This is a genomic window from Streptosporangium saharense, assembly GCF_014203715.1.
Classification (GTDB): domain Bacteria; phylum Actinomycetota; class Actinomycetes; order Streptosporangiales; family Streptosporangiaceae; genus Streptosporangium; species Streptosporangium saharense.
This window is the reverse complement of sequence record NZ_JACHJP010000005.1, coordinates 231,321-252,363: the sequence shown is the minus strand read 5'-3', so window position 1 is coordinate 252,363 and position 21,043 is coordinate 231,321. Positions and strand designations below refer to the sequence as shown.

The window sequence follows — 21,043 nt, the reverse complement described above, 5'->3', positions numbered from 1 at the left end:
CGCGAAGGTCCCCTCCCCCACCCGCGTACGGCGGGCGGTGAAGGGGACCAGAGAGAAGGTGTCAGCGGGCCTCGACGATCATCCCGGCGCCGACGGTGTTGCTGGTCGTCTCGTCGATGAGGATGAACCCGCCGGTGAGGCGGTTCCTCGCGTAGTCGTCCACGAACAGCGGCTGGGTGACGCGCAGCGAGACCCGGCCGATCTCGTTCAGGCCGAGGCTCTGGGCCGATTCGTCGCGGTGCAGCGTGTTGACGTCGATCCGGTAGTGCAGGTCGCGGACCAGGGCGCGGGCCGTACGGGTCGTCTGCTTGATGGTCAGCTTGGTGCGCGGGCCCAGCTTGCTCGCGTCGGTCATCCAGCAGACCATCGCCTCAAGCTCCTGGGCGGCGTGCGGCTGGTTGTTCGGGCGGCAGATCATGTCGCCCCGGGAGATGTCGATGTCGTCCTCAAGGCGGAGGGTCACCGACATGGGCGGGAAGGCCTCCTCGACGGGACCGCCGAAGGTGTCGATCGAGGCGATGCGCGTGGTCAGCCCGGAGGGCAGGTGCATGACCTCGTCGCCCGGCTTGAGCACCCCGCCCGCGACCTGGCCCGCGTAACCGCGGTAGTCGTGGAAGGCCGGGTCGGTCGCCCGCTGCGGCCTGATCACGTACTGCACCGGGAAGCGCACGTCCACCAGGTTGCGGTCGGAGGCGATGTGCAGGTGCTCCAGGTGGTGCAGCAGCGAGGAGCCGTTGTACCACGGCATGTTCTCCGAGCGGGAGACCACGTTGTCGCCGTGCAGCGCCGAGATCGGGATGAACGTGAGGTCCGGGGCGTTCAGCTTGGAGGCGAAGGCCGTGAACTCCTCACGGATCTCCTCGAACCGCTCCTGGGAGTAGTCGACCAGGTCCATCTTGTTGACCGCGAGCACCAGGTGCGGCACCCGCAGCAGCGTCGTCAGGAAGGCGTGCCGCCGCGACTGCTCGATCACGCCCTTGCGCGCGTCGATCAGGATGATCGCCAGGTCGGCGGTCGAGGCGCCGGTGACCATGTTCCTGGTGTACTGGATGTGGCCCGGGGTGTCGGCGATGATGAACTTGCGCTTGGGCGTGGCGAAGTAGCGGTAGGCCACGTCGATCGTGATGCCCTGCTCCCGCTCGGCCCGCAGGCCGTCGGTGAGCAGCGACAGGTCGGTGTACTCGGTGCCGCGGTCGCGGGAGGTGCGCTCGACGGCCTCAAGCTGGTCCTCGAAGATCGCCTTCGAGTCGAAGAGCAGGCGGCCGATGAGGGTCGACTTCCCGTCGTCGACGCTTCCCGCGGTGGCAAAGCGAAGGATGTCCATCAGAGCTGCTCTCCAGAGGTCGTACGGCTGGCACGGGAAGGCCGCGCGGCGGGCGGGCCGAGCGGGTGGGGCCGTTCCCACACCGGGGCGGCGGGCAGCGGCAGGTGAGACAGGGCGCGGCCGTTGGGGAAGGCCCCCAGGCTCACGCGCGTCCCCTCCCAGGGAGGGACGGGCCGGTGCGACAGGACCTCACGCACTAGAAGTATCCCTCCCGCTTGCGGTCCTCCATCGCCGCCTCGGAGGCCCGGTCGTCGGCGCGGGTCGCGCCGCGCTCGGTGAGCCGGGTCACCGCGATCTCCTCGATGATCTCCTCGACCGTGGCCGCGGTCGACTGGACGGCGCCGGTGCAGGTCACGTCGCCGACCGTGCGGTAGCGGACCGTCATCTCGACGAGCGGCTCGTCCTCGTCGCGGAGGATGAACTCGGTGTCGGACAGCAGCATGCCGTCGCGCTCGAACACCTTGCGCCGGTGGGCGTAGTAGATCGACGGGATCTCGATGCCCTCGCGCCGGATGTAGTCCCAGACGTCGAGCTCGGTCCAGTTGGACAGCGGGAACACCCGGATGTGCTCGCCCTTGCGGATGCGCCCGTTGTAGAGGTTCCACAGCTCGGGCCGCTGGTTCTTCGGGTCCCACTGGCCGAAGTCGTCGCGGAAGGAGAAGACGCGCTCCTTGGCGCGGGCCTTCTCCTCGTCGCGGCGGGCCCCGCCGAACACGGCGTCGTACTCGTTGTCCTCGATCGCGTCGAGCAGGGTCGTGGTCTGCAGCCGGTTGCGGGAGGCCCTGCGGCCCGTCTCCTCGGTGACGCGCCCGGCGTCGATGGAGTCCTGCACGCTGGCCACGACGAGGCGGGCGCCCAGCTCGGCCACCCTGCGGTCGCGGAACTCGATCACCTCGGGGAAGTTGTGCCCGGTGTCGACGTGCATCAGCGGGAAGGGGATGGGCGCGGGCCAGAAGGCCTTCTCCGCGATGCGGAGCATGACGATCGAGTCTTTACCACCGGAGAAGAGCAGACAGGGACGCTCGAACTCGGCCGCCACCTCACGCATGATGTGAATGGCCTCTGCCTCAAGGACATCGAGCTGCGACGTGGTGTAGTCGCACTGAAGCATCTGACTCTCCTAGCGGGGATTATCGGTGGAGATCCCGGATTCCGGCGAGCAAGGTCGGCGCCAGTTCCGGTAGGGAAACAAGAATATCCGGCAGGAACGGGTCACCCTGGTTGTAGGTCAGGGGGGAGCCGTCGATCCGGCTGGCGTGGGCTCCCGAGGCGAGGGCGACGGCGACCGGGGCCGCGGAGTCCCACTCGTACTGGCCACCCGCGTGCACGTAGGCCTCGACGCGGCCGGTGAGGACCGCGGAGATCTTGGCGCCCGCCGAGCCGATCGGCACCAGTTCGGCCCCGATGCGGTCGGCCAGCTCGACGACGAACTCGGGGGGCCTGCTCCTGCTGACCGCGATCCTCGGCCGCGCGCCGGTCCTGAGCTGCGGCAGGGCGGGAGGCTCAAGGGTGGACGGCGTAACACCCGCGGCGGGCAGCGCGACCGCCCCGGCGCCCAGCGCGCCGTGCTCCCACAGCGCCACGTGGACCGCCCAGTCGTCGCGGCCCTCCTCGCCGAACTCGCGGGTGCCGTCGAGCGGATCGACGATCCACACCCGCTCCGCCGTGAGACGGCGGGGGTCGAGACGCTCGTCCTGGGGCGCCTCCTCGGACAGCACACTGTCACCTGGACGTGAGGTCGCCAGCGCGTCCATCAGGAAGCGGTGTGAGGCGGAGTCGCCTTCGGCGCGCAGCGCGGCCGGGTCGTCGAAGCCCACCTTCTCGCGCAGGGCGAGCAGCAGCTCGCCCGCCCTCGTCGCCAGGTCCGCGGCGAGAACGTGGTCGTCGCGAATCGTCATCAGTATGCTCCAGCCCCTCGCGCGACAGCCGACCAGGTCTTCCACAGGATCTGCAGGTCCAGGGTGAGGGACCAGTTCTCCACATAGCGTAGGTCCAACCGTACAGATTCCTCCCAAGATAGGTCAGACCGCCCACTGACTTGCCACAATCCGGTCATGCCGGGCTTGACCAACAGTCGGCGCCGGACGTCGTCCCCGTACTGGGCGACCTCCTCGGGAAGCGGCGGTCTCGGACCGACCAGCGACATCTGGCCGAGCAGCACGTTGACCAGTTGCGGCAGCTCGTCCAGGGAGTGACGCCGCAGCATGGCGCCGACCGGGGTGATGCGCGGGTCGTTGCGGATCTTGAAGAGCACGCTCTGCCCGTCGCCGGTCAGCTCGACCCGCCGCCGTTCCGCGTCGGTGGTCATGGTGCGGAACTTGTAGATCGTGAACTCGACGCCGTCCCTGCCGACCCGCCGCTGCCTGAAGAACACCGGTCCAGGCCCCGAGGCGCGTACGGCCACCGGCAGCACGGCGAACAACGGCAGCAGCGCGACGAGCAGCAGCCCGGCGCCGACCCGGTCGAAGAGGTTCTTGGCGAGCTGGCGCGGCCCGGTCAGCTCCGGGTGTTCCACGTGCAGCAGCGGCAGCCCCGCCACGGGGCGGATCGTGATCCTCGGCCCGGCGACCTCCATCAGCGCCGGGGCGACGACCAGGTCGGTCTCGGTGCGCTCAAGCCTCCAGGCCAGGCGCCGCAGCGCCACCCCGTCCATCTCGGGACAGGCCAGGACCGCGACCGTGTCGGCCGCGACCTGGGGGACGGCGATCGGGACGTCGGACAGCCCCCCGAGCACCGGAACGCCCTCGACATCCCCCATCCCGTCGTACGGCACGCAGACGCCGACGACCTCCATGCCGTGGTAGCGCTCCCTGCGGAAGCGGCGGACCAGGTCGGTGACCGAGGCGCGGTGGCCGACCGCGACGACCCGGCGCATGCAGGCCCCCTGGGCGCGTCTGCGGTGCAGTCGGCGGCGCAGGCCGTACCTCGCGAGGATGGTCAGCAGCGTCGCCAGCGGCAGGGCGAGCACCACGTATCCCCTGGCCACGTCGGTCTTGGTCACGTAGGCGCCGATGGCGAGGGCCGCGGTGATGGTGAAGCCGCACTGGAAGATCCGCTGGAACTCCTCGGCCCCGAGCCCGATCAGCCGGGGCTCGTAGGCGCGGTTGGCCCTGATCGCGCAGACCCAGACGACCGGGAGCGCGAGGCTCAGCAGCACGTAGGGGGTCACATAGGGAGTCACCTCGCCGAACCGAACGAACAGGGCGAGCGCCCCGGCGAGGGAGGCGGAGCCGAGATCGGCGACGGCGGCCCGCACCCGGTAGCGACGGACCCAGCCCGGCAGGCTCGGTCGGGCCGCCTGCGCGGCCCTCGGCCTCGCCTGGGCGACGGTTACGTCACGCACACATTCCCCCTGCGTAACCATGCACCAACGGACAGTGACCGAATGCTAGCGCCAGGAAAGGGAGTCGCGCGGTTCGAAGGCGGAAAGTATCAGCGAGGCGGACCGGAGATGTTGAGATCCGTGGCGTGGAAGGCGTTCTGGGTGGGTTCGAGACCGGCCTTCATCAGCGACTCGACCACGTCGGCCGCCTTGTCCACCAGGAACGCCAGGTCCTTGCGCTCGGCGGTCGCGAAGTCGCGCAGGACGAAGGAGGCGGCGTCCATCCGGCCAGGCGGACGGCCGATCCCGAAGCGGACCCGCAGGTAGTCACGGGTCGCGAGGGACTTGGTGATCGACTTCAGCCCGTTGTGGCCGTTGTCGCCGCCACCGAGCTTGGCCCTGAGCGCGCCGTAGGGGACGTCCAGCTCGTCGTGGACCACGATCACCCGGGCCGGTTCGACCTTGTAGAAGTCGGCCAGGGCCTTGACCGGGCCGCCGGAGAGGTTCATGAACGACAGCGGCTTGGCCAGCACCGCGGGGAAACCCGCCACGCGACCTTCGAGCACCTCGGCCCGCGACCTGTGGACCTTGAACCGTCCCCCGGCCCGCGCGGCCAGCTCGTCGAGCACCATGAAGCCCGCGTTGTGCCGGTTCCCCACGTACTCGGGGCCGGGGTTCCCCAGACCAACGACCAGCCAGCGGTCCACGGTCGGCATCCCTTCTCGCATGCGCGTCAGGTCTCGCACGCGCGTCAGGGCAGCCCGGTCCCGGACTGCCCTGACGAGGGATGACGCGATGACCGCGCGCCCCCGGCGTGCTCGGATCACCCGCCTTCGGGGGTACGGCGAGCAGCCGTACGCCCGAACGGCGTGGGGTTCCGTCCTACTCGGCGGCCTCGGCGGACTCGCCCTCCGCGGCCTCACCCTCGGCTGCGGCGGCCTGCTCACCCTCGGCGGCCTCGGGCTCGGGCTCGGCGGTCGGGGCGGCGGTGACGTGCAGGACCAGCGTCTCGGGGTCGGCGACCAGGGTCGTGCCCTTGGGCAGCTTCAGGTCGCCCGCGGTGACCTGGGCGCCGATCTCCAGGCCCTCGATGTCGACCTCGACACCCGTCGGGATGTGCGTGGCCTCGGCCTCGACCGAGATGGAGACGAGCTGCTGGTCGAGGATGCCGTCGGCGACCTCGCCGGTCACGGTGACGGGGATGTCGACGGTGACCTTCTCGCCACGCTTGACCAGCAGGAGGTCGACGTGCTCAAGGAAGCCCCTGAGCGGGTCACGCTGGACGCCCTTGGGCAGCGCCAGCTCGGTGACCGCGCCCTGGAGGCGGATCAGGACGTTCGGGGTGCGCAGCGCCAGCAGCAGCTCGTGGCCCGGCAGGGACAGGTGCTGGGGCTCGGTACCGTGACCGTAGAGGACGGCGGGCACCTTGTGCTCGCGGCGGATCTTGCGGGCGGCGCCCTTGCCGAAGTCGTTGCGGGACTCGGCGGTGATGACTACCTCGGACACGGCGGATCTCCTAGGGATCTTCGTCGGTGGAAAGGACGCGCTCTCCCTCACCCGCCCTAGCGGAAGGCGTTACGAGCGCTGTGTTTCTTCGCCGGGCTCACACCCGGCCGCTCGGACGCCTTCGAGCCGATGTCCAGGCATCGACGACGTCCTCACGCAACCCCAACAGCCTAGCGGGTCGCAGGGGGGAGTACGGCCCGGGAGGCCGGGCCGTACCGCGTGGAAGGTCAGCTGTCGCCCTCGAAGAGGCTGGTCACCGAGCCGTCGCTGAACACCTCGGTGATCGCGCGGGCGATCAGCGGGGCGATCGAGAGCACGGTGAGCTTGTCGAAGCGCTTGTCCTCGGCGAGCGGCAGCGTGTTGGTGACGATCACCTCGGAGATCCTGGAGTTCTTCAGGCGATCGACGGCCGGGTCGGAGAAGACGGCGTGGGTCGCGGCGACGAGCACGTTGGTCGCGCCCTGCTCGTAGAGAGCGTCGGCCGCCTTGCAGATCGTCCCCGCGGTGTCGATCATGTCGTCGATCAGCACACAGGTACGGCCCCGCACCTTGCCGACGACCTCGTTGACCGTCACCTGGTTGGCCACGTCGAGGTCACGGCGCTTGTGGATGAAGGCCATCGGGGTGCCCAGCGTGTCGGCCCACCGCTCGGACAGGCGCACCCGGCCCGTGTCGGGCGAGACGATGGTGGTCGCCTCCAGGTCGAGCTTGTCCCTGAGGTAGTTGACCAGCACCGGCATGGCGAACAGGTGGTCCACCGGGCCGTCGAAGAAGCCCTGGATCTGGGAGGTGTGCAGGTCGATCGACATCAGCCGGTCGGCCCCCGCCGTCTTGAACAGGTCGGCCATCAGGCGGGCGGTGATGGGCTCGCGCCCCCTGCCCTTCTTGTCCTGACGGGCGTAGCCGAAGAACGGCATGATCACGGTGATCCGCTTGGCGGAGGCGCGCTTGAGCGCGTCCACCATGATCAACTGCTCCATGATCCACTTGTTGATGGGCCCGGTGTGGCTCTGCATCACGAAGGCGTCGCAGCCCCGGACCGACTCCAGGTAGCGGGCGTAGATCTCCCCGTTGGCGAAGTCCCGCAGGGTCGTCGGCGTCGTCTTGACACCGAGGTGGCTGGCCACCTCCTCGGCCAGCTCCGGATAGGCGCGCCCGGAGAAGAACATCAGGTTCTTCTGGCCGGTCTGCTTCATACCGCTGCTCATGCCGTCCTCCCGCTGCGACGGCCCACCGTTGCATTAGCGACGCCGCCGCGCCTGATGGCCCGCTTGCTTCGCTCGCTCACGTCTTGCTCCCCTGCTGGTTTTCGGCCTCGGCGGCCCGCAGTGCCGCCTCCGCCGACCTGGTGCCCGCGCGCCTGCGCACGACCCACCCTTCAATGTTGCGCTGCCGCTCGCGGGCCACGCCTATCGCCCCGGGGGGGACGTCGTTGGCGATGACCGAGCCCGCGGCAGTGTAGGCGCCGTCGCCGATGTTCACCGGCGCGACGAGCATGGTGTCGCACCCGACGAAGGCGTGCTCGCCGACCGTCGTCTGGTGCTTGTTGACCCCGTCGTAGTTGACGAAGATCGTCGAGGCGCCGATGTTCGCCCCCGCCCCGATGACGGCGTCCCCCGCGTAGGTCAGGTGCGGCACCTTCGCGCCCTCGCCGACCTTGGCGTTCTTCATCTCGACGTAGGTCCCGGCCTTGGCCTTCCTGGCCAGCACGGTGCCGGGGCGCAGGTAGGCGTAGGGGCCGACGAGGGCCTCGGGGCCGATCTCCGCCTCGACGCAGACCGCGTTGCGCACGACCGCCCGCTCGCCGACGGCCGTGTCGGTCAGCGTCGTGGCCGGGCCGACCTCCGCGCCCTCCGCGAGAGCCGTACGGCCGTGCAGCTGGGTTCCCGGGTGGAGGACCACGTCGGGTTCCATGGTCACGTCCACGTCCACCCAGGTGCTCGCGGGGTCGATTACCGTGACCCCGGCGCGCATGTGGGTTTCGAGCAGCCGGGTGTTGAGGACCTTGCGGGCGAAGGCGAGCTGCACCCTGTCGTTGACGCCCTCGACCTCGACGTGGTCGGCGGCCACGTGGGCGCCGACCCGGTGGCCGTCCTCGCGCAGGATGGACAGCACGTCGGTGAGGTACTCCTCGCCCTGGGCGTTGGAGGTCGAGACGCGCTTGACCGCGTCGGCCAGCAACGCGCCGTCGAAGGCGTAGACGCCGGAGTTCATCTCCTTGATCGCCCGCTGCCCCGGGGTCGCGTCCTTCTCCTCGACGATCTGCAGGACGGCCCCGGTGGTGTCGCGCACGATGCGGCCGTAGCCGTACGGGTCGGGGACCTCGGCGGACAGGACGGTGACGGCGTTGCCGTCGGACTCGTGCCGCTCCAGCAGGGCGGCGAGGGTCTCGGTGCGCAGCAGCGGGGTGTCGCCGTAGGTCACCAGGACGGTTCCCTCGATCGCGCCGACCGTTTCGAGCACGACCCTGACCGCGTGGCCGGTCCCCCGCTGCTCCTCCTGGATGACGGGCAGGGCGTCGGGACTGGTCAGCGACAGGTGCTCCTGGACCCGATCTCGCTCATGGCCGATGACAACAATGAGCCGCCCGGGTTCGAGACCTCGGGCGGCTGTGAGCATATGGTCGACCAGGGTGCGGCCGCACAGCTCGTGCAGGATCTTGGGTGTTTTCGATTTCATCCGGGTGCCCTCGCCTGCGGCGAGGACGATGACGGCGGCCGGGCGCGGCACACTCACGGACGAGGCTCCCTCGGCGTCGCAGCTGAGACATGACAAAGCAGGATGAGGTGCGATTACCGCCTGGGAACCGTCCCGTCACCCACTCGACAACGCGAGGATACCTTCCCGTCTACCAATCCACCCAGCCGACCAGCCGGGTTGCCAAACTAGACAGAACGGAACGGCTCCGGCACCAGGACTCGAACCTGGACAACAAGGACCAAAACCTTGCGGGCTGCCAATTACCCAATGCCGGATCAGCCCGGCGACTCGGATCCGATCCGAACGCCCGACTCCCCTACGATACCGACCCCTTGCTATCAAACGCGCCTCGTTTGGAGACCTCGTCTGATACAGGGCGTGCCGGTCGTCGGCAGGAGGCCGGGCACGCGCAAGCCAAGTGTCACCTAGCAGATGGGCAGGCGGCACGCAAGTCGTTAAACCCCTAGACGACCTTCCCTCAAGAGTCACCTTCCCCACATTAAGCACTTAGGGATTCCTAACTTACGATGGCGTAGGTTACGGTTGCGTAGCCCGACAAACGCCCACCTCCTCCCAGCTTCCGTGAGGTAGTGCATGACCGTTATCGAAGAACGCCCCGCTCCCGGCCCGAAGCCGGAGGCGGATCCCGAGCCGAAGACCAGGATCGAGATCATCACCTTCGCCGTGGTCGTGGCCCTGCCACTGATCGCCCTGATCGTGGCCGTCCCCTTCGCGTGGGGATGGGGGCTCGGCTGGACCGACGTCGCGATCGCCTTCGTGTTCTACGTGGTGTCGGGGCTGGGCGTGACCGTCGGCCTGCACCGCCACTTCACCCACGGCTCCTTCAAGGCCAAGCGGCCCATGAAGATCGCGCTGGGCATCGCGGGCAGTCTCTCGCTGGAGATGTCGGTGCTCGACTGGGTGGCCACCCACCGCAAGCACCACAAGTTCTCCGACAAGGAGGGCGACCCGCACTCGCCGTGGCGCTTCGGCAGCGGCTTCCTGCCGCTGACCAAGGGGCTGCTTTGGGCGCACGCCGGCTGGCTGTTCGAGGCCGACCGGGTCAACCGGGAGAAGTACGCCCCGGACCTGCTCAAGGACCCCGACATCGTCAAGCTGCACCGGTACTTCCCGGTGATGGCGATCTCCTCGATGGTGCTTCCCGCGCTGCTCGGCGGCCTGCTGACCTGGTCGTGGTGGGGCATGTTCACCGCCTTCTTCTGGGGCACCCTGGTCAGGATCGGGCTGCTGCACCACGTGACCTGGTCGATCAACTCCATCTGCCACGTCTTCGGCGAGGAGGTCTTCGAGTCACGCGACAAGTCGCGCAACGTGTGGTGGCTGGCCATCCCGTCCTTCGGTGAGTCCTGGCACAACCTGCACCACTCCGACCCGACGTGCGCCAGGCACGGAGCGCTCAAGGGCCAGATCGACCTCAGCGCGGGCGTCATCCGCTGGTTCGAGAAGGCGGGCTGGGTCTACGACGTTCGCTGGCCGACTCCGGAACGGCTGGCGGCCAAACGCATCTCCTCCTGAGTCGGTTCCCATCCCCCCATCACCTCGGAGAACACGCCCGCGCCCCCTCGGGAAGGGGGCCGCGGGTTACCGCCCCGGCGGAATATGGTTCCCGTTTCGCGACCTGGGAGCGCCATCATTGGAAACGTGAGCGAACCCCGACGACGCATGTCAGGCAAGGAACGCCGGGAGCAGCTGATCCAGATCAGCCGGACCCTGTTCGCGGAGAAGGGGTTCGACGGCACCTCGGTCGAAGAGATCGCGGCGACAGCCAACGTCTCGAAGCCCGTGGTCTACGAGCACTTCGGCGGCAAGGAAGGCGTCTACGCGGTCGTCGTCGACCGTGAGATGCAGAAGCTGCTCGGCATGGTGACCGAGGCTCTCTCGGCCTCGCACGCGCTGATCAAACTGGAGCGGGCGGCGCTGGCGCTGCTGGCCTACGTCGAGGAGAACAGCGAGGGCTTCCGCATCCTGGTCCGCGACTCGCACGCGGCCTCCGGGACGGGCACGTTCGCCAGCCTGATCAACGACATCGCCAGCCAGGTCGAGGACGTCATGGTCAACCAGTTCGCCGAGCGCGACTACGACCCGAAGCTGGCGCCCATGTACGCCCAGATGCTGGTCGGCATGGTGGCGCTGACCGGCCAGTGGTGGCTCGACGTGCGCAGGCCCCCCCGCGAGGAGGTGGCCGCGCACCTGGTCAACCTCGCCTGGAACGGCCTCACCGGCCTGTCCCCGACCCCCCGCCTGACCGCCGCCTCCCACGGCCAGGAGGCCCAGGCCGTCCCCGCACCGGCGGAGAAGCTGACCGAGAAGGAGCTTCGCGAGCGCGAGAAGGCACGTGAGCGCGAGCTCAAGGAGCAGGAGAAGGCCCGCGAGCGGGAGCGGCGCGAGGCCGAGAGGCTCGCCCGTGACCTGGAGAAGGTCAGGCAGCGGGAGCTGAAGGAGCAGGAGAAGGCCCGCGAGCGCGAGCTGAAGGAACGCGAGCGTCTGCTCAGGGAGCAGGAGAGGCTCCGCGAGCGCGAGCTCAGGGAGCAGGAGAAACTCCGTGCCAGAGGGGCGAGGACGCCCGTGGGGCAGCCGGGGACGGCCGCCGGTGATGGGGAAAACCTGGAACCGGGCGAGTAACCAACAGCAGCCGTTGATCCCAAATTAACGTTCCGTTCAATCAAAGCGGGCATTCTGGTCATATGTCCGCCGATCCCGCGCACCCCACCCCCGAAGGATTCCCCCTCCCCCAAGAGCGCTTCCTCAACCGCGAGGAGAGCTGGTTGCAGTTCAACCAGCGGGTTCTTGAGCTGGCTGAGGACACGTCCCTGCCCCTGCTGGAGAGGGTGCGGTTCCTGGCGATCTTCGCCAGCAACCTGGACGAGTTCTTCCGGGTGCGGGTCGCGGGTCTCAAGCGGCGGATGGCCACCGGCCTGCTGCTTCGCACCAAGAGCGGCCTCAAGCCCCGCGAGGAGCTGGCCAGGATCGCCGCGATCGCCGACCAGCTCGCGCAGCGGCACTCGACCTGCTTCCACGATCAGCTGCGTCCCCAGCTCGCCACGGAGGGCATCGAGATCGTGCGCTGGGACGACCTCGGCCGGGACGAGCGCACCGAGATGCGCAAGCTGTTCCGGGAGCGGATCCGGCCCGTTCTGACGCCCCTGGCCGTCGACCCCGCCCACCCTTTTCCCTATATTTCCGGACTCTCGCTCAACCTTGCCGTGACCGTCCGCAACCCCGCGACCGGCAACACCGTGTTCGCCAGGGTGAAGGTCCCCAGCCGTCTCCCCCGCTTCGTCGCGGCCTCGAAGGACCGTTTCGTCCCCCTCGAAGACGTCATCGCCGCCCATCTCGGGCAGCTCTTCAAGGGCATGGAGGTCGTCGAGCACCACGTCTTCAGGGTGACCCGCAACGAGGACCTGGACGTGGACGAGGACGTCACCGAGAACCTCATGCAGGCGCTGGAACGGGAGCTGCTCAAGCGCCGCTTCGGCCCGCCGGTGCGTCTTGAGGTCGAGGACACCATCACCCCCGAGGTGCTCGACCTGCTGGTCGACGAGTTGGGCGTGGCCCAGCACGAGATCTACCGGGTGCCCGGCCCGCTCGACCTGACCGGGCTGCACGCGATCGCCGACCTCGAACGGGGCGAGCTGAGCTTCCGTCCCTTCGTGCCCGCCGAGGTGGTCCACGTCGAGGACGACATCTTCGCCGTCCTGCGCGAGCGGGACGTGCTGCTGCACCACCCCTACGACTCCTTCTCGACCAGCGTGCAGCGCTTCATCGAGCAGGCCGCCGCCGACCCCAACGTGCTGGCCATCAAGCAGACGCTCTACCGGACCAGCGGCGACTCACCGATCGTGGACGCGCTGATCGACGCGGCCGAGGCGGGCAAGCAGGTCGTCGTGGTCGTGGAGATCAAGGCGAGGTTCGACGAGCACGCCAACATCAGTTGGGCGCGCAAGCTGGAGCGGGCCGGATGCCACGTGGTCTACGGCGTCGTCGGCCTGAAGACCCACTGCAAACTCGCCCTTGTCGTACGGCAGGAGCCTTCCGGTGAGCTGCGCAGCTACTGCCACATCGGCACCGGGAACTACAACCCCAAGACCGCCAGGCAGTACGAGGACCTGGGTCTGCTGACCGCGGACCCGCTGGTCGGCGAGGACGTCACCGACCTGTTCATCCACCTGACCGGCTACTCCAACCACTCGGCCTACCGGCGGCTGCTGGTCGCCCCGCACTCGCTGCGCGGCGGCCTGGTGGCCAGGATCGAGCGGGAGATCTCCCACCAGGAGGCGGGCCGTCCCGCCAGCATCAGGATGAAGACCAACTCCCTGGTGGACGAGCTGGTCATCGACGCCCTCTACCGCGCCTCGCAGGCGGGCGTCCCGGTCGACCTGTGGGTGCGCGGGGTGTGCACGCTGCGTCCCGGCATCCCCGGCCTCTCCGAGAACATCCGGGTCAGGAGTGTGCTCGGCCGCTTCCTCGAACACTCCAGGATCTACGAGTTCGGCCACGGGCGCAGGCCGGAGATCTGGATCGGCAGCGCCGACCTGATGCGGCGCAACCTGGACCGCCGCGTCGAGGCGCTGGTCAAGGTCACCAGCCAGCAGCAGCGGATGTACCTGAGCTCCCTGCTGGACCGGGGCATGTCGGAGGAGACCTCGACCTGGTGGCTCAACGCGGACGGCAGCTGGGCCAGGCATCCCGGCGACGACCTGCAGAACCATCTGATCAGCACCCGGCGGTGGAGGACGATCGATGACTGAACTGGACGTCCACCCGACCGACATGATCCGCGCGGCGGGCGCGGTGGTGTGGCGGGGCCCCGAGGCGGCTCCCGAGGTCGCCCTCGTCCACCGGCCGAAGTACGACGACTGGACCTTCCCCAAGGGCAAGCTGAAGCCGGGTGAGCACGTCATCGCCGGAGCCCTGCGCGAGGTCGCCGAGGAGACCGGCATCACCGCGCTGCTCGGCCGGGCGTTGCCGCCGATCCACTACCTGAAGGGCAAACGGCTCAAGCGCGTCGACTACTGGGTGGCCAGGGCCGCCACCAGCGAGCCGTACACCGACGTGGACGAGGTGGACGAGGTCGTGTGGCTGCCGCTGAAGGAGGCAAGGCGGCGGCTCACCTACGAGTGGGACGCGGGCCTGCTGCGCGCCCTCACCGCGGTCCCGCTGGCGACCACCCCTCTCATCCTGGTACGGCATGGCATGGCCGGTTCGCGGCAGGAATGGGCGGGCGACGACGACGAACGTCCCCTCGACGAGGTCGGCAAGCTCCAGGCGGAGGTCCTCACCGACGCGCTCGCGGCCTACCGGCCCGTCGACCTGATCAGCTCGACGAGCACGAGGTGCGTGCAGACGCTTGAGCCGTACGCCGAGAGCGCCGGGCTTGGGATCCGCCAGGAGCGGCTGCTGTCCGAGACCTACCACGACCCGAGGGCCGCGCTGCGGCTGGTGTCGAAGGTGCTGGACTCCGACCGGGCGACGGTGCTGTGCAGCCACGGCAAGGTGCTCCCCGAGCTGATCTCCGGGATCATTGACCGCCCGGGGGACGTGCAGCTGCGCAAGGGCGCCTTCATGGTGCTGCACCACGCCGACGGCAGGATCGTCGGCGTGGACCGCTACATCACCTGAGGGCTCACAGCAGTGCCTGGACCGCCTTGGAGGTCTCGGCCCAGACCGTGGGGAACTCCTCCCACGCCCGTGCCGCACCGGCCCTCTCAAGGCCGGTCAGCACGCCGTAGGTGAAGGTGTCCTCCCCCGCGAGCCTGGCGTTGGCCGCCTCGGCCGCGAGCCGTTCCTGGGCCACGACGCCGTCCTGGTGCGTTCCGAGCACCTCCTGTACGGCCTCGGCGTGCTTGGCAAGTTTGCCCATGCCGAGCACCTCGGCGGTGTAGCGGGCCCGCTTGGCAGCCTTGCGCACCTCGTGCATGGCCACCTCGCGGTCCTGGCCCTCGACGGCGTGGGCCGCCGCGTACGCCCTGGTGACCCGGCGCCAGCCCTTGGCCGCGACGGCTTCGAGGGAGTCGGCGGGCCGCTTGGCCGCCTTGGTGAGCACGGGCGTCGCGACCAGGTCGTCCAGCGCGTCGAGCAGCGCGAAGTAGCGCTCCCCGCCGAGCACCTCCCTGATCCGGTCGTAGGCCTCGTGCTCGGCGTCGAGCAGGTCGGAGCTGAGACGGGTCCCGACCGGGCCGACGACCAGCTCGGGGTCGAGGGCCGCGAGGCTGTGGGCGAACCGCTCCCTGATGACCTCCAGGTCACGGGCCTCGCCGAGGACCCCGGCCAGCCACTTCAGCTCCTCCTGGAGGACCTCGGTCCCCTCTACGACCGACTTGAAGGACTTCAGCGCGCTGCGCAGCCGCCGCGAGGCGACGCGCATCTGGTGGACGGCGTCCTCCTCCGCGCGCCGTACCCGGGGATCCTGGGCCAGGAGGGCGGCCACCTGGGAGGCGACGTAGCCGACGACGACCTCGCCCGCCGAACCCGGCTTGGTCTCCGCGAGCCGTACTTCGGGAACGGGGGCGGCGGAGTTGAGCAGGCGGGAGAGCTTGCTCGCCGAGTCGGCAGGGGAGGCGCCCGACTTCGTCAGCCGCTTGCCGACCTTGGCGAGCAGCTTGTCATCGCCCTCGATCAGCTCGGCCTCGACCTCGCGCCAGCGTTCGATGTGCGGCTGCTCGCCGAGCACGGTGCCCTTGACCCGGTCGTCGGCGATCTCGACAAGCCGGATCCCGGCGTCGTTGACCAGGTGGGTCACCGCGCGGCGGGTGTCCAGCTCGGCGATGGGGGTCAGCGGCGCGCCCCTGGTGTAGGCCAGCACGAGGTCGGCCAGCTCCCTGGGGACGATCTTGGCGCTGCGGGTCAGCGGGTGGACGATCTCCTGGCGGACGCCCTTGGCCTTGGGGAGCTTGAGGTGCCAGCCGGGGTCGGTGCCGCCCCTGCGCCGCCGCAGGGTGATGCCTCTGGCGGCGAGCCGCAGATCAGGGGTGTCGAAGTAGAGCGCGACGAGCTGGTGGGTCTTGGGGCCGACGACCCCCGTGCAGCCCGGCAGGCCGGTCAGCTCGGGCAGCTCGTAGTCCACCGGTACGTCGAACTTGTCTTCTATTTCTATAGCCACAGGCTGTCCCCTGATGTGCCCAGATGTCTGTCGCGGTCTCAGCAGTATTTATTGATGCCCCACCATTCGTCCACAACTCCGGACGATCGACCCACAATCCCCCATCCACCAGCGGCTTCATCCCGTGGAGGAGACATCTCCGGTTAATGTTCCGTTCATTCCGCGCTCACCTTCTGGGCCACCGCGAAAATCCGCCGGAAGGGAAACAGCGTGCCGTGCGGGCCACGGGGATAGGCCTCGGCGAGCGCCGCGGAGCAGTCCCGCAGGAACTCCTCCCCCTCCTCGGGCCTCAACCGGTCGAGCATGGGGCGCAGGAAGCTGCCGGTGATCCACCCGAGCACGGTCTCCTCGCCGGTGAGCACGTGCAGGTAGGTGGTCTCCCAGGCGTCCACCCGGCAGCCCGCCCCGGCCAGCAGCCCGTGATACTCGGCGGGCTCACCCACCGGAGCCGGTCTGACCAGGTCGGCGAGCCGGTCACGCCATCTCGTACGGCACAGCTCGTGCACAAGCGCGTGACTGGGGGCGCCGAAGTTGCCGGGGACCTGGAAGGCGAGCCAGCCCCCGGGAGCGAGCGCCCCGGCCCAGCCGAGCAGCACGTCACGATGGGTCGGCACCCACTGCAGGACGGCGTTCGACACGATCACGTCGACCGGCTCGCGGGGACGCCACCGGGTGACGTCCCCGACGGAGAAGCTCAGCCTGTCTCCCGCCGGAGCCCCCGACAGCATCGCGGGCGAGGAGTCGAAGCCGTGGACCTCGGCCTCCGGCCAGCGCTCGGCCAGGGTCGCGGTCAACTCCCCGGTGCCGCACCCCGCGTCGACCACCCGGCGCGGACTCCGCGCGGCTATCCTTGCGACCAGCTCGAAGAAGGGCCGCGACCGCTCGTCGGCGTAGCGGCCGTAGACTTGCGGATCCCACATATCTCTCGACATCAAGGCAACTCATAACCGGTTATTTATCTCGATGTCAAGACAGATAGACTCGCCGCATGACCGTGCACCGTTCCGGCCGCGACCTCGACCGGCCCACCGACGAGGTGGATCGGCTGGTCACCGCCTGGCGCCAGGAACGACCCGACCTCGACGTCGAACCGCTCCAGGTGCTGAGCCGGGTCTCCCGGCTGGCCCGCCATCTGGACCGTGCCCGCAGGGCGGCCTTCGCCGAACACGACCTGGAGATCTGGGAGTTCGACGTCCTCACCGCGCTGCGCCGGGCGGGCGAGCCGTACGAGCTGAGCCCGGGGGCCCTGCTCAGGGCCACCCTGGTCACCTCCGGAACCATGACCAACCGGATCGACAGACTCGCCGCCGCCGGTCTGGTACGGCGTCGCCCCGACCCCGAGGACAGGCGGGGGGTGCTGGTCTCCCTGACCGACGCCGGGCGGGTCCGGGTGGACAGTGCCTTCGCCGACCTGCTCCGCCGCGAACGCGAGCTGCTGGCCGGTCTGGAAAAGCATGAGCAGCAGGCCCTCGCGGACCTGCTGCGCACACTACTCGTCCCTTTTGACGCGACCGACACCGGAGCGCACTGACCTCAATGCCCTCGTGACGGGGGATAAACCACCGCGTTCACTCACCGAGGCGATCGGCCAGCTCAAGCCACTCGGTCTCCACGGTCTCCTTCTCCGCGAGGATCTCCTTGAGCTCGGCGTCCAGGGAGGCCAGCCTGCCGTAGTCGGCCGCGGCGTCCGCCATGGAGGCGTGCAACTTCTCCTCGCGGGTGCCCAGCTTGTCGAGCTGACGCTCAAGGCGGGACAGCTCCTTGCGCAGCTCCCGCTCCTCCTTCGCCGACAGCCCAGGGGCGGCCGTCGTCTGCGGCGCCGTCTGGACGTCCGTGGCGGCCGCGGCCCTGGCGGAGAGGGCGCCGCCCGAGGCACGCCGTTCGAGATACTCGTCCACGCCACCGGGAAGCATCGACAGCCTGCCGTCGCCAAGCAGCGCGACCGTCCTGTCCGAGACCCGCTCAAGGAAGTAGCGGTCGTGGCTGACCACGATCAACGTGCCGGGCCAGCCGTCGAGCAGGTCCTCAAGCTCGTTCAGCGTCTCGATGTCGAGATCGTTGGTCGGCTCGTCGAGCAGCAGCACGTTGGGGTCGTCCATCAGCAGCCGCAGGAGCTGCAGACGGCGCCGCTCGCCACCCGACAGGTCGCCGACGACCTTCCACTGCGCCTCGCCCCGGAAGCCGAGCCGTTCCAGCAGTTGGGAGGCCGTCCACTCCTTCTTGCCCACCTGGATGAACTTGCGGATCTCCTCGACGGTCTCCAGCACCCGCCGCGTGGGGTCCAGCTCGGCCAGCTCCTGCGACAGGTGGGCCAGACGGACCGTCCTGCCCCGCACGACCTGGCCCGAGTCCGGCTGGACCGTGTCGGCGAGCAGCCGCAGCAACGACGACTTGCCCGAGCCGTTGACCCCGATCAGGCCGACCCGGTCACCAGGGCCGAACTGCCACGTCGCGCGCTCCAGGACCAGCGGGCCCTGCCCGGGACCTCCCGCGTGCAGCGTGACGTCCTCAAGGTCATAGACCGTACGGCCCAGCCTGGCCGCGGCGAACTTGACCAGCTCGACGCTCTCCCTGGCCGGCGGCTCGTCCGCGATCAACGCCTGGGCCGCCTCGATGCGGAACTTCGGCTTCGAGGTGCGGGCGGGCGGACCCCGGCGCAGCCAGGCGATCTCCTTGCGCATCAGGTTCTGACGGCGGGCCTCAGAGGCCGCGGCCACCCTGGCCCGCTCGGCCTTCGCCAGCACATAGGCCGCGTAACCACCCTCGTACCGCTCGACCGAACCGTCAACGACCTCCCACGTCCTGGTGGACACCGCGTCCAGGAACCACCGGTCGTGGGTGACCACCAGCAACGCCGTACGGCGCGCGGAGAGATGCCTGGCCAGCCAGTCGATGGCCTCGATGTCCAGGTGGTTGGTCGGCTCGTCCAGGATGATCAGGTCGTGCTCGCCGACCAGCAACCTGGCCAACGCCGTACGGCGCCGCTCCCCACCCGACAGGGTCCCGGCCAGGGCGGACAGGTCGATGTCACCGAGCAGACTGGCCATGATCTCGCGGATGGCCGCGTCACCCGCCCACTCGTGCTCGGGTTTGCCGCCCACGACGATCTCCTGCACCGACAGCGCCGGATCGAGATCGTCCCCCTGGGACAGACTCCCCACGTGCAGGCCCCGGTTGTGGGTGACCCGCCCCGTGTTCGGGGTGAGGGTGCCCGCGATCACCGAGATGAGCGTGGTCTTACCGCCGCCGTTGCGGCCGACCACCCCGATACGGTCACCGGCCTCGATGCCCAGGGAGACCTCCCTGAGCAAGGGCTTGGGACCGTAGGAGTGGGAAACCGACTCAAGATTGACGAGATTCATGGCGTCCCAAGGGTACTGTGCTTTTTTTGCTCCGCCTGCGGCGTCGCGGGGGCTTGGGCGCTGCGGGCCTGTGCTTTCCCTCGTCGCTCATCCGCTGGCGCTCCTTCGCTCCTCAGTCCAAGCACAGGCGCGCCCAAGCCGAAACTCCTCACGCACGGCACCGGTACCCCAAACCCTTCACGCTCGGCGGCGGGGGTCTGGTGTGGGGTTTGGGCGGGATTAATGATCATTTTTGGGTGGCCGTCTGGGGGTTTGCTGATCAATTGGGGAATATGTGGCATATGGTGCGCGGATGCAGTCTTCGCAGCAGCCTCCTGTGGGGCCGTCGCCCAGGAGGAGTGACAAGGCCATGGCGATCGTGGCGGTCGTTCTGGGGGTCGCGGTGGTGGGCCTGCTCGGCCTGTTGATCGTTCTGCCGGATGACGGAGGCGAGACGCCTGTGGCGAAGACGGGGCCTGCGGTTGCGGTCTCGACGCCGGGGGCGGTTGAGGTGATCCCCACGGCCACCGGGCCGAGTGTGGAGCCGACGCCCGATCCGTCGGCGTCGGCGCTCGAAGCGACGTTCACGGCGGCGGTGAAGCAGCGCAAGGCGCTGAAGGACGCCGACCCCTACAAGCTGGGGTGGCTCGGCCGGAGCATGTGCGAGGCGCTGGAGGAAGGTAAGAGCTTCTCCGAGGCCGTGGTCCTCGGAGCCGGCGGGTTCGACCAGGAGACGTCCGCGTACATCGCGAGGCTCGCCGTCGCCAACCTCTGTCCGGGCCAGGGGGAGAAGGTCCCCGACTAGACGACCGTGGGGCCCGGGACGGGTCCGTGGGCCGTCAGGACCTCCCTGGCCACCCCGGCGGTCTTGAGGGAGGCGGCCAGGGCCGTGGCGTGTTCCGCGGACTCGGCGAGGAAGGCGCAGGTCGGGCCGGAACCCGAGACGATGGCACCCAGGGCGCCGTGGGCGCGGCCCGCCTCCAGCGTCGTGGCCAGGCTAGGGCGCAGGGAGATCGCGGCGGCCTGGAGGTCGTTGGCCAGTTCGGCGCCCAGGGCCTTGGCGTCACCGGTGCGCAGCGCGGTCAGCAGGGGCTCCGACGCCCGGGGCGGGCCGACCGGCTCACCGCTCACGGCGCGCAGACGGTCGCACTCGCCGTAGACCCTCGCCGTCGACAGGCCGCCGTCGGCCAGGGCGAACACCCAGTGGAACGTGCCATCCACGTCGAGGGGGGACAGCCGCTCCCCCCTGCCGGTGCCGACGGCCGTACCGCCGAGCAGCGCGAAGGGGACGTCGCTGCCGAGGTCGGCGGCGATCTCCATCAGGTCCTCGACCGGCAGGCCGAGGCCCCACAGCTCGTTGCAGGCGACCAGGGCGGCGGCCGCGTCGGCGCTGCCGCCCGCCATGCCGCCCGCGACCGGGATCGCCTTGCGGATGACGATGCTGACGCCGTAGGACCTGCCCGCGTGCCCGGCGAGGGCGAGGGCGGCCCGGATGGCGAGGTTGTCGGCGTCCTGCGGCACCTCGCTCGCGGACTCACCCTCGACGCGGACCCGCATCCCGGTCTCCGCGACGGCCCGCACCTCGTCGAAGATCGACACGGCGTGGAAGACGTTGACCAGGTCGTGGAAGCCGTCGTCGCGGAGCGGCCCGACCGCGAGCCTCAGGTTGACCTTGGCGGGCACCCGGACGGTCACCGAGTTCATACGTCCCTCTCATCGCTCGTCACGGT

Annotated in this window: 19 protein-coding genes and 1 tRNA gene; 6 read left to right on the top strand and 14 right to left on the bottom strand. The window is 69.4% G+C overall.

The genetic code is table 11. The features are described from left to right. Positions 1 to 61: 61 nt before the first annotated feature. The 10 genes from cysN to FHS44_RS24175 all read right to left on the bottom strand — a co-directional run bounded on the left by cysN (position 62) and on the right by FHS44_RS24175 (position 9,127). Entirely contained in the window at positions 62 to 1,324 is a 1,263-nt protein-coding gene (cysN, locus tag FHS44_RS24220) for a sulfate adenylyltransferase subunit CysN (protein ID WP_184718434.1), read from the bottom strand. Then, a complete protein-coding gene (locus tag FHS44_RS24215; RefSeq protein WP_184718432.1) occupies positions 1,324 to 1,470 on the bottom strand; it encodes a hypothetical protein in 147 nt (48 codons plus the stop codon). Before FHS44_RS24215 ends, cysN begins: the two co-directional genes overlap by 1 nt. 50 nt (positions 1,471 to 1,520) lie before the next feature. After that, the gene (cysD, locus tag FHS44_RS24210) at positions 1,521 to 2,435 is read right to left on the bottom strand and encodes a sulfate adenylyltransferase subunit CysD (RefSeq protein WP_184718430.1); all 915 of its coding nucleotides are present in this window, start codon (positions 2,433 to 2,435) and stop codon (positions 1,521 to 1,523) included. A 19-nt stretch (positions 2,436 to 2,454) separates the two neighbouring features. Beyond that, entirely contained in the window at positions 2,455 to 3,222 is a 768-nt protein-coding gene (locus FHS44_RS24205) for a 3'(2'),5'-bisphosphate nucleotidase CysQ (RefSeq protein ID WP_184718428.1), read from the bottom strand. Then, positions 3,222 to 4,688 (bottom strand): sugar transferase, encoded by a 1,467-nt coding sequence (locus tag FHS44_RS24200; RefSeq protein WP_184718426.1) that lies wholly within the window; start codon positions 4,686 to 4,688, stop codon positions 3,222 to 3,224. The genes FHS44_RS24205 and FHS44_RS24200 overlap by 1 nt, the downstream gene beginning before the upstream one ends. A 68-nt stretch (positions 4,689 to 4,756) precedes the next feature. After that, on the bottom strand, positions 4,757 to 5,362 hold the full coding sequence (pth, locus tag FHS44_RS24195; protein WP_184718942.1) for an aminoacyl-tRNA hydrolase: 606 nt from the start codon (positions 5,360 to 5,362) through the stop codon (positions 4,757 to 4,759). Positions 5,363 to 5,528: 166 nt separating this feature from the next. After that, positions 5,529 to 6,152, bottom strand: coding sequence for a 50S ribosomal protein L25/general stress protein Ctc (locus FHS44_RS24190; protein ID WP_184718424.1), 624 nt, complete (start codon positions 6,150 to 6,152; stop codon positions 5,529 to 5,531). Between the two features lie 227 nt (positions 6,153 to 6,379). Further along, a complete protein-coding gene (locus FHS44_RS24185) occupies positions 6,380 to 7,360 on the bottom strand; it encodes a ribose-phosphate diphosphokinase (protein WP_184718422.1) in 981 nt (326 codons plus the stop codon). A 76-nt stretch (positions 7,361 to 7,436) separates the two neighbouring features. Beyond that, on the bottom strand, positions 7,437 to 8,888 hold the full coding sequence (gene glmU, locus FHS44_RS24180; protein ID WP_184718420.1) for a bifunctional UDP-N-acetylglucosamine diphosphorylase/glucosamine-1-phosphate N-acetyltransferase GlmU: 1,452 nt from the start codon (positions 8,886 to 8,888) through the stop codon (positions 7,437 to 7,439). A 167-nt stretch (positions 8,889 to 9,055) separates the two neighbouring features. After that, a tRNA-Gln gene (locus FHS44_RS24175) sits at positions 9,056 to 9,127 on the bottom strand. 319 nt (positions 9,128 to 9,446) lie between these two features. Between FHS44_RS24175 and FHS44_RS24170 the strand changes: the two genes are divergently transcribed. From FHS44_RS24170 to FHS44_RS24155, 4 genes are all read left to right on the top strand, one after another. Then, positions 9,447 to 10,388, top strand: coding sequence for an acyl-CoA desaturase (locus FHS44_RS24170; RefSeq protein ID WP_184718418.1), 942 nt, complete (start codon positions 9,447 to 9,449; stop codon positions 10,386 to 10,388). A 126-nt stretch (positions 10,389 to 10,514) separates the two neighbouring features. After that, complete coding sequence (locus tag FHS44_RS24165; protein ID WP_312863793.1) at positions 10,515 to 11,495, top strand: TetR family transcriptional regulator; 981 nt, start codon at positions 10,515 to 10,517, stop codon at positions 11,493 to 11,495. A gap of 62 nt (positions 11,496 to 11,557) precedes the next feature. Next, positions 11,558 to 13,621 (top strand): RNA degradosome polyphosphate kinase, encoded by a 2,064-nt coding sequence (locus FHS44_RS24160; protein ID WP_184718416.1) that lies wholly within the window; start codon positions 11,558 to 11,560, stop codon positions 13,619 to 13,621. Beyond that, positions 13,614 to 14,492 (top strand): NUDIX hydrolase, encoded by an 879-nt coding sequence (locus tag FHS44_RS24155; protein WP_184718414.1) that lies wholly within the window; start codon positions 13,614 to 13,616, stop codon positions 14,490 to 14,492. Before FHS44_RS24160 ends, FHS44_RS24155 begins: the two co-directional genes overlap by 8 nt. A 4-nt stretch (positions 14,493 to 14,496) precedes the next feature. Here the strand turns inward: FHS44_RS24155 and FHS44_RS24150 are convergent, their stop codons facing one another. Both FHS44_RS24150 and FHS44_RS24145 read right to left on the bottom strand, forming a co-directional pair. After that, a complete protein-coding gene (locus tag FHS44_RS24150) occupies positions 14,497 to 15,972 on the bottom strand; it encodes a CYTH and CHAD domain-containing protein (RefSeq protein ID WP_184718412.1) in 1,476 nt (491 codons plus the stop codon). A gap of 155 nt (positions 15,973 to 16,127) precedes the next feature. Further along, positions 16,128 to 16,892 carry a trans-aconitate 2-methyltransferase gene (locus FHS44_RS24145; protein ID WP_184718410.1) on the bottom strand — a complete coding sequence of 255 codons (765 nt, stop codon included), beginning with the start codon at positions 16,890 to 16,892 and terminating at the stop codon, positions 16,128 to 16,130. Positions 16,893 to 16,960: 68 nt separating this feature from the next. Here FHS44_RS24145 and FHS44_RS24140 point away from each other — a divergent pair, with 68 nt between their 5' ends. Next, positions 16,961 to 17,503, top strand: coding sequence for a MarR family winged helix-turn-helix transcriptional regulator (locus FHS44_RS24140; RefSeq protein ID WP_184718408.1), 543 nt, complete (start codon positions 16,961 to 16,963; stop codon positions 17,501 to 17,503). Between the two features lie 37 nt (positions 17,504 to 17,540). Here FHS44_RS24140 and FHS44_RS24135 read toward each other — a convergent pair whose 3' ends face one another. Next, positions 17,541 to 19,334 (bottom strand): ABC-F family ATP-binding cassette domain-containing protein, encoded by a 1,794-nt coding sequence (locus FHS44_RS24135; protein ID WP_184718406.1) that lies wholly within the window; start codon positions 19,332 to 19,334, stop codon positions 17,541 to 17,543. A gap of 349 nt (positions 19,335 to 19,683) precedes the next feature. Here FHS44_RS24135 and FHS44_RS24130 point away from each other — a divergent pair, with 349 nt between their 5' ends. Beyond that, entirely contained in the window at positions 19,684 to 20,118 is a 435-nt protein-coding gene (locus tag FHS44_RS24130) for a DUF732 domain-containing protein (protein WP_184718404.1), read from the top strand. Here FHS44_RS24130 and FHS44_RS24125 read toward each other — a convergent pair. Continuing rightward, positions 20,115 to 21,017, bottom strand: coding sequence for a 4-(cytidine 5'-diphospho)-2-C-methyl-D-erythritol kinase (locus tag FHS44_RS24125; RefSeq protein ID WP_184718402.1), 903 nt, complete (start codon positions 21,015 to 21,017; stop codon positions 20,115 to 20,117). The two genes, FHS44_RS24130 and FHS44_RS24125, sit on opposite strands and share 4 nt — an antisense overlap. Positions 21,018 to 21,043 lie beyond the last annotated feature (26 nt).